Origin of the sequence: Actinomycetospora atypica, assembly GCF_042653685.1 — a bacterium.
In the GTDB taxonomy this organism is placed as follows: Bacteria; Actinomycetota; Actinomycetes; order Mycobacteriales; family Pseudonocardiaceae; genus Actinomycetospora; species Actinomycetospora atypica.
In genome coordinates this window covers 22542-28797 of sequence record NZ_JBHSIV010000050.1, presented here as the reverse complement: position 1 = coordinate 28797, position 6256 = coordinate 22542, and the positions used below count along the sequence as shown (strand labels likewise).

The following is a 6256-nucleotide window of genomic DNA, read 5'->3' as shown; positions in this document are numbered from 1 at the left end:
GCCGGCGAGCAGCGCGGCCGCGGCGGCCGGGTCGGCCGCCCACTCGGGTGGCGGGGCGAGCACGGTCACGCCGCCGCCCGCGAGGGCCCGGCCGGTCAGCACGGCCAGCGCGTCCTGGGTGGCGAGGGGCCCGTCGGCCGGGACCGACCCGGCGGCGGGCCCGGGGACGAGCGCCTGCGCGGCCAGCGGGTCGGAGGCGAGCGCCAGCGTGGTGGGCCCGTCCCCGGCGAAGCGTCCGACGGAGCCCGGCGGGACCCCGCCCGCGAGCGTCGCCCCGTCGACGAGAAGCGCCCGGGCGCCGCCGCCGGTGAGGTCGGCGAGGCTGCGCTCGTCGAGCAGGCCCCCGGCCGGGACGGTCGCGTCGGGCACCGGGGTCACCCCGAGCAGCTCCGCGGTGCGGCGGGCCCCGAGGGTGCGGGCGGCGGTGGTGAGGTCGCTCATGTTGCCGCGGCTCGTGGCGAGCAGGTCGGCGTCGGCGTAGGGCAGGGCGAGGACGCAGCGCCCCGGGGCGGCCGCCCGCAGCGCGGCCAGCCACGTGCCCGCGGCCGCGGCCCCGGTGCCCGGCCGGGGCCCGGTCGGCGAGCTCACCTGGTAGCCGCCGCTCATGGCCTGAGCGGTCTCGAGCAGGTCGGCGTCGACGGCGAGGCAGGTCGCCGCCGCGGCCGGGCCACCGACCGGGGCCGAGCCGGTCAACGCCGACACCAGCCCCGCCAGGCGGCCGCCGGGGGCGAAGGACGCCGCCAGGGAGTCGTCGGCGAGCAGGGTCGGGCTGCCGGGCGGCACGGCGAGGCGCCGCGGGCGGTCGGTGATCGGCCACAGGAGGGAGACGGCGGCGCCGGCGGCCGCGGGGGCGCCGGCGACCGGCAGCAGCGTCCGCACCGCCGCGACGCGGGCCGGGCCCGCCGCCGGTCCCGGCGTGCCGTTGACCTCGACGACGAGCGGGTAGAGGCCCGGCCCCGGCAGGGCGAGCGCGGCCACGGGCACCCGGACGGCCACCGGGACCGTGTCGCCGGGGTCGAGCTCGCCGCTGACCGGGGTGAAGGCGGGCGCGACGACGCCGGCGTCCGGCGAGACCGCCCCGGCGAGCGCCGCGGCGATCTCGCGGTCGGTGGACACGGGGGCGCCGCGCTGGACGCGGACCCCGACGTCGCGCACCGGGACCGCGCCGGAGTTCGTCAGGCGCCCGGTGACGGTCAGCTCCGCCGGGCCATCGGGGGTGACGACGCGGGGGCCGAGCGCGTCGAGGGCGAGCGTCACGGGGCCCGGCGCCTGCCGCGGCAGGGCGGGGGTCGCGGCGGGGGTCGCGGCGGCCTGCGGGGCCGTCGTCAGGACGAGCAGGGCGACCACGAGGGTCAGGAGGGTCCGCAGCGCCCCTCCCGCCGTCACGCCGACTCCTCCAGGATCTCGGCGGCCAGGCGGACGAGCCGGCGCTCGTCGGCGTAGGCGAGGCGCGAGGACAGCTCGCCGAGCGGCACCCAGGCCACCTCGGTGACCTCGACGTCGGCGTCGGAGAGCTCGCCGCCGGTGGCCGAGAGCAGGAAGTGCTGCACCGTCTTGTGGACGCGGCGGTCCTCGGCGACGAACCAGTAGTCGATGCTGCCCAGGGGGGCCTGCACGACCGCGAGGATGCCGGTCTCCTCCTCGACCTCGCGGACCGCGGCCTGCTCGGCGGTCTCGCCCTCCTCGATGTGCCCCTTGGGCAGTGACCAGAGCAGGCGCCCGCGTCGGTCGAGCCGCCCGATCAGCGCCGCGCAGCCCTGCTGCGCGTCGACCACGAGCCCACCGGCCGAGAACTCGTCGACCGTGCGCATGCGACGTCGCGGACCGCGCCGGCGGCGGTCGGCGGGTCGTCGCGGCGGCGGAGGCATTCCGTGATGGTACGGCGGCCCGTCCGGCCACGGGATGCGTCACCGGGCGGTGGGCGGGTCCCGGGGCGCGGCGGCCCACCGGCCGCGAATTACGCTGTCCTGTCGTGCCCGGAACCGCCCAGACCGCCCCCCAGGCCGCCCCGTCCCTCGTCGGGACGGGCGGGAACCCGCAGCAGGACCGGCCCGACGCCGGTCAGACTGCGGTGGTGGAACTGCTCCGGTACTCGCCCGTCGCCGACGACCTCGGCCACCGGTTCGCCGACGCGGGCCACCGGCTGTACCTCGTCGGCGGCAGCGTGCGCGACGCACTCCTGGGCCGGCTCTCCAGCGACCTCGACTTCACCACCGACGCGCACCCCGCCCAGGTCAAGAAGATCGTCTCGGGGTGGGCCGAGGCCGTCTGGGACACGGGCATCGAGTTCGGGACGATCGGGCTGGCCCGCCACGGCGTGACGCTCGAGGTGACGACCTTCCGCGCCGACACCTACGACGGCGTCTCCCGCAACCCCGTCGTCGCGTTCGGCGACAGCGTCGAGGGCGACCTGGTGCGCCGCGACTTCACGGCCAACGCGATGGCCGTCTCGCTGCCCGACCGCACCTTCGTCGACCCCTGCGGCGGGCTCGCGGCGCTTGCCCGCGGGGTCCTCGACACCCCGATCGAGCCGGAGCGCTCCTTCGCCGACGACCCGCTGCGGCTGCTGCGGGCCGCCCGCTTCGTGTCGCAGCTCGGGTTCACCGTCGCGCCCCGGGTCCGCGAGGCCATGACCGCGCTGGCCCCCGAGCTCTCCCGCATCACCGCGGAGCGCGTGCAGGCAGAGCTGTCCAAGCTCCTCCTCGGCGACCACCCGCGGGCCGGGCTGGAGATGATGGTCGACACCGGGCTCGCCGACGTGGTGCTGCCCGAGGTCCCGGCGATGCGCCTGGAGATCGACGAGCACGCCCAGCACAAGGACGTCTACGAGCACTCGCTCACCGTGCTGGAGCAGGCCGTCGCGCGGGAGACCGACGGCCCGGACCTGACGCTGCGCCTCGCCGCGCTGCTCCACGACATCGGCAAGCCCGCCACCCGGCGGATCGAGCCCGGCAACCGCGTCAGCTTCCACCACCACGAGGTGGTCGGCGCCAAGATGACCCGCAAGCGGATGCGCGAGCTGCGCTACCCGAAGCAGCTGATCGACGACGTCTCGCAGCTGGTGTTCCTGCACCTGCGCTTCCACGGCTACGGCAAGGGCGAGTGGACCGACTCGGCCGTCCGGCGCTACGTCACCGACGCGGGCCCCCTGCTCGGCCGGCTGCACGCCCTCGTGCGCTCCGACTCGACGACCCGCAACAAGCGGCGCGCCGCCGCCCTGCAGCGGACCTACGACGACCTCGAGGAGCGCATCGAGCGCATCTCCGCCGAGGAGGACCTCGCCCGGGTCCGTCCCGACCTCGACGGCAACGCGATCATGGAGCTGCTCGGCGTGGGCCCCGGGCCGGTCGTCGGGAAGGCGTGGCGGCACCTCAAGGACCTGCGCCTCGAGCAGGGTCCGCTCGATCGGGACGCGGCCGAGGCGGCGCTCCTGGAGTGGGCGCGGTCCGAGGGCATCATCGGAAGCTGACCTCCCGGATGGGTCAGCGATGGCACATCGCTGACACCCGACGTCAGGATTGCGCCACCGTCGCGCCGCGAGTAGCTGTCACCGGGTGGCAGTCATAGGCCGGACGGAACCGTCCGGGGCGGCCCGGAGTCGGTACCGGTGTGATCACCTACCACTTCGGGACCGGCCGGGGTCCGGTCCACCGGCACCGGTCGCCGGCCGATCTCGCGCTGGGCGGGCCGGCCCCGGACGCGGTCGCGCTCGACTTCGACGGCGACGGCCGGGTCGACGACGCCCTCTGGGACTCCGACGGCGACGGGGCCGCCGACCGGGCCCTGCTCGACCTCGACGACGACGACCGCCCCGAGGCCGCGTTCGTCGACCCGGCCGGGCGCGGGACGTGGGCCGCCCGCGACCCGGGCGCTCCCGGCGGACGGATCGCGCCCGAGCTCGACACCGACGACGACGGCGTCCCCGACGGGAGGTCGGCCGCCGGCCGCGTCCTGTGCGACCTCGACGGGGACGGCCGGGCCGACCAGCTGCTCGTCGACCACGACGGGGACGGCAGGGCGGAGAGTGCCTACGCGGGGTCCTCGACGTCGCGCTGGGACGTGCTCCTCGCCGACACCGACTCCGACGGGCTGGTGGACGCGGCGGTCGGCGAGGGCGGGCCCGGCTGGGTGCCGCCCTGATCACGCCCGCCCTGGTCACGCCCGCCCTGGTCCCCGCGCTGCTCGGGCACGGGGAGGGCGCCGCCGTCGGGACCGCGGGTGTCGCCGACCGGCACGCCGCGGCGCAGGGCGATCTCGTGCACGACGAGGCCGAGCCCGTAGAGCCCGGCGGCGGTGCCGATGAGGCCCGCCGACCGGCCGTCGAGCGGGGCGAGCAGCGCGGCCGCGGCGACGGCGAGGACGTAGGTGACGTTGAAGACCGTGTCGGAGAGGGCGAACACCCGGCCGCGGCGGGCGTCGTCGACCTCGCGCTGCACCGCGGCGTCGGAGCACAGCTTGATCGCCTGCCCGACGAGGCCGAGGAGGAACGCTGCCGCGAGGATCGTCGGGAGGGTCATCGGCAGCCCGAGCGCCAGCAGGGCGGCGGCCGCGAGCCCGAGCATGACGCGCACGGTGGCCGGGCGGCCGATCCGCGAGGTGAGCCACGGGGTGACGACGGCCGCCACCACGAGCCCGATCCCGGCCGCGACCACCGTCTCGCCGAGCCCCGCGATGCCGGCCTTCAGCGGGCCCCAGTCGGAGAGGCCGTTGCGCATCATCAGCAGCATCACGAGGGTGGCCACCCCGAAGGCGAGCCGGTGCGCCGCCACCGCGCAGAACGCCGCCACCACGCCGCGCGCCTCCCGGGCGGCCCGGGCCCCGTCGGCCAGCCCGGACGCGACCGCCCGGAGCGCCTGGGCCGCCTCGCTCGGGTCGTCGGGCCCGAGCGACTCGCGGGCGAAGCCGACGGCGACGGCCACGATCACCGCCGACCCGATCACCGAGGTGGCGGCCGTGATGCCGGAGCCGAGGTTCCCCGGGCCGATCAGGCCGGTCACGACGAACGCGCAGGAGGCGCCCACCACGGCCGCGCCCGCACCGCTGGTGGTGACCAGGGAGTTCGCCGCGACGAGGCGGCGCGGGGCGACCACGTGCGGGAGCGCGGCCGAGAGCCCGGCCTGGACGAAGCGGCTGACGCCGATGGTCGCGAGGGCGCCGAGGTAGAGCGCCGGCCCGGTGACCCCGGCCGCGACCACCGCCGCGGTCACGAGGGTGAGCACCGCGCGGATCGCCCCCGCGACGACGAACACGCGGCGCCGGTCCCAGCGGTCGAGCAGGGCCCCCGCGAACGGGCCCACGAGGGAGTACGGCAGCAGCACGACGGCGAGGCCGACGGCGACGAGCACCGGGTCGGACTGGCGCTCGGGGTTGAACAGGACCGCGCCGCCGAGCGCCGCCTGGAAGACGCCGTCGCCCCACTGCGCGCCCAGCCGGATCGTCAGCAGCCGGAGGAAGCCGGGCTGCGCCGCCAGTTCTCGGCGGCCGACGCGGCCGGGGGCGGCCGACGCGGCGGGAGGGGCGGGCACGACCGGTCACGCTACGCGGGCGGTGGGCGCCCCGGTGCGTCCGTCCGGCGGGAGGGGCGTGACGCTCGGCGGCCGGGCTCACCGATCGGTCCGAGCAGTGCCACGATGGATCCCGTGGCCGAGGGAACCCGCGACGAGCCCGCCGGACGCGCGGCGACCGCCGTCGAGCCCGGAACCCTGCTCGTCGCCGCCCCGTCGTTGACCGACTCCAACTTCGTGCGCACCGTCGTGTTCGTCATCGACCACCGGCGCGAGGGCACGCTCGGGGTGGTGCTGAACCGGCCGAGCGAGGTGGCGGTCGGCGACGTGCTCCCCACCTGGGGGCCGTACACGACGCGGCCGAGCGCGGTGTTCGTCGGCGGACCGGTGGAGCAGAAGACGGCGCTGTGCCTGGCCGCGCTGCACGCGGGCCACGACCCGTCGGGCACCGACGGCGTCGTCGGGGTGCGCGGCCCGGTCGCGCTGGTGGACCTCGACGGCGACCCGGCCTCGCTCGCGCCGCGCGTCCGCGGCCTGCGGGTGTTCGCCGGCTACGCGGGCTGGGACGGCGGGCAGCTGGCCGGGGAGATCTCGCGCGGCGACTGGTTCGTCGTGCCCGCCCTGCCCGACGACGTCCTCGCCCCGCCCCGCTACGACCTCTGGGGCGGGGTGCTCCGCCGCCAGGGCGTGCCGCTGGCCCTGCTCGCCACGCACGTGGCCGAGCCGAAGCGCAACTGACGCGCCCGGCGGCG

General features: G+C 77.5%; 5 protein-coding genes and 1 pseudogene. 3 read left to right on the top strand and 3 right to left on the bottom strand.

The window, feature by feature from the left end:
- Nucleotides 1–1386, bottom strand: a pseudogene (locus ACFPBZ_RS27130) (hypothetical protein); the annotation flags it as partial.
- The gene (locus ACFPBZ_RS27125; protein ID WP_378039236.1) at nucleotides 1383–1811 is read right to left on the bottom strand and encodes an NUDIX hydrolase; all 429 of its coding nucleotides are present in this window, start codon (nucleotides 1809–1811) and stop codon (nucleotides 1383–1385) included. The pseudogene ACFPBZ_RS27130 and the gene ACFPBZ_RS27125, both read right to left, overlap by 4 nt.
- 260 nt (nucleotides 1812–2071) lie before the next feature.
- Here ACFPBZ_RS27125 and ACFPBZ_RS27120 point away from each other — a divergent pair, with 260 nt between their 5' ends.
- Nucleotides 2072–3469 (top strand): CCA tRNA nucleotidyltransferase, encoded by a 1398-nt coding sequence (locus tag ACFPBZ_RS27120; RefSeq protein WP_378039237.1) that lies wholly within the window; start codon nucleotides 2072–2074, stop codon nucleotides 3467–3469.
- Nucleotides 3470–3609: 140 nt separating this feature from the next.
- Nucleotides 3610–4140 carry a hypothetical protein gene (locus ACFPBZ_RS27115; protein WP_378039235.1) on the top strand — a complete coding sequence of 177 codons (531 nt, stop codon included), beginning with the start codon at nucleotides 3610–3612 and terminating at the stop codon, nucleotides 4138–4140.
- Here ACFPBZ_RS27115 and ACFPBZ_RS27110 read toward each other — a convergent pair.
- A complete protein-coding gene (locus ACFPBZ_RS27110) occupies nucleotides 4029–5525 on the bottom strand; it encodes an MFS transporter (RefSeq protein WP_378039234.1) in 1497 nt (498 codons plus the stop codon). The two genes, ACFPBZ_RS27115 and ACFPBZ_RS27110, sit on opposite strands and share 112 nt — an antisense overlap.
- A 114-nt stretch (nucleotides 5526–5639) precedes the next feature.
- Here ACFPBZ_RS27110 and ACFPBZ_RS27105 point away from each other — a divergent pair, with 114 nt between their 5' ends.
- On the top strand, nucleotides 5640–6242 hold the full coding sequence (locus ACFPBZ_RS27105; protein WP_378039233.1) for a YqgE/AlgH family protein: 603 nt from the start codon (nucleotides 5640–5642) through the stop codon (nucleotides 6240–6242).
- The last annotated feature ends 14 nt before the right edge of the window (nucleotides 6243–6256 follow it).

Bases quoted from the DNA above. Each gene is read 5' to 3' on its own strand.
- ACFPBZ_RS27125 (WP_378039236.1), bottom strand. From the start codon at position 1,811: ATGCGCACGGTCGACGAGTTCTCGGCCGGTGGGCTCGTGGTCGACGCG.